Origin of the sequence: Variovorax glucosi (genome assembly GCF_051216695.1) — a bacterium.
Lineage (GTDB): Bacteria > Pseudomonadota > Gammaproteobacteria > Burkholderiales > Burkholderiaceae_C > Variovorax.
In genome coordinates this window covers 1-1,238 of the sequence record NZ_JBPJZE010000198.1, presented here as the reverse complement: position 1 = coordinate 1,238, position 1,238 = coordinate 1, and the positions used below count along the sequence as shown (strand labels likewise).

The window sequence follows — 1,238 nt, the reverse complement described above, 5'->3', positions numbered from 1 at the left end:
ATCCAATGTGCTCAGCCCAGTGACGTCAGCGCCTTCGAAAAGGCTTGCATGGAAGCCATCTCGAAGCTCCCTTCGTTCGAATCGGTTTGATGAAATGAGCCCGCCACCACGCGGACAAGCAGGCCATCGGGGCTGTACCCATCGAACTGAGCATCAGCTTCGAACGACCGTCGGACACCCCGGTAGACGGCGTCCTTGAACATGTCTGGAATCTGTTCCGGCAGCACCTCCCAGTTGAACGACAGGTTGGCACCGGACGAAGCCTCGACGGACAGCACGACGTGACCGTACCGATGGAGTCCACCGGATTGGCGCACGATTCGACCTTCCCCCCTCACGGGGGCAGGAAAAAGCAGCTTCTTGATCGCTTCGTATGTCCGTTCATGGCCGCTATAAGCAGTAAGGGGGCGTCAATCCGAGAAGGTGCGAGGCCCTCCCGAAAATTGCCAATGCGCCGGTGAAATCTTTTTATGGTCGTCGGAATGCCCATTCCATGTGTATGTGTGATTGCCGACTAGTTCCGTCTCAAGATGCACTCTCACGTATGTGAAGTCGAGCATAGCTACCGCAGACCTGAATTAACGGGGATGCCACCTTGCATAGAGATCGACAAATGCAACCGAAGGCGGCGATTCGGAAGACCAGTTGATCTGAGCAAGCGCGGTGGATTCTGTCGGCTTGCCATCTCTTATTCCTGGTAGAAACTTGCACATGCGGATCGCGGCCAGGGAGGCCGCATCCAGATCGGCATCTCCAGTGGTGCGGTAGATGGTGATGCTTTCCACCACTCCGCCCACTGACACACCCATCTGAGCACTATACGTTGCCGTGCTTGAGCTTACCGAGCCTGCTGGGCGGACCAATGTGCCGCAGCTTCCCGCGACATTCGTTGGCGGGTACTGATTGATTGGCTCCATCCGTCTCATCTGCTGCCCAAACGCCGCGAAGTGAACACACAGCGCAAAGAGAATCGCCAGTTGTGTAAGAGATGAAGACGCATTGCGCGCCGCAACGAACTCCTGCAGGGGTATCAAGGCCATGGCCTTTTCGCACGCTTGACGGCCTGCATTGAGGCCATTCCAGTTCCTCACAAATTGCGCTGCGTTCATTCAAGGAGGCCTGCTGGTTGAAGGGCCGGTTGCGGGCGAATTCTGCTTCGTCGCTGAGCGGCCAGTCATGGCCGAAACATGCGCTTAGCCTAGGCGCTCTGGTGGGACTTGAAATCTGATACTTGATAC

Annotated in this window: 2 protein-coding genes; both read right to left on the bottom strand. The window is 56.5% G+C overall.

The window, feature by feature from the left end:
- Positions 1-11: 11 nt before the first annotated feature.
- Positions 12-338 (bottom strand): hypothetical protein, encoded by a 327-nt coding sequence (locus ACSFA3_RS24240; protein ID WP_435467613.1) that lies wholly within the window; start codon positions 336-338, stop codon positions 12-14.
- A gap of 240 nt (positions 339-578) precedes the next feature.
- On the bottom strand, positions 579-1,109 hold the full coding sequence (locus tag ACSFA3_RS24235) for an energy transducer TonB (protein WP_435467615.1): 531 nt from the start codon (positions 1,107-1,109) through the stop codon (positions 579-581).
- Positions 1,110-1,238 lie beyond the last annotated feature (129 nt).

Excerpts from the sequence above, each read along its gene's own strand:
- ACSFA3_RS24235 (WP_435467615.1), bottom strand. The coding sequence starts at position 1,109 with ATGAACGCAGCGCAATTTGTGAGGAACTGGAATGGCCTCAATGCAGGC.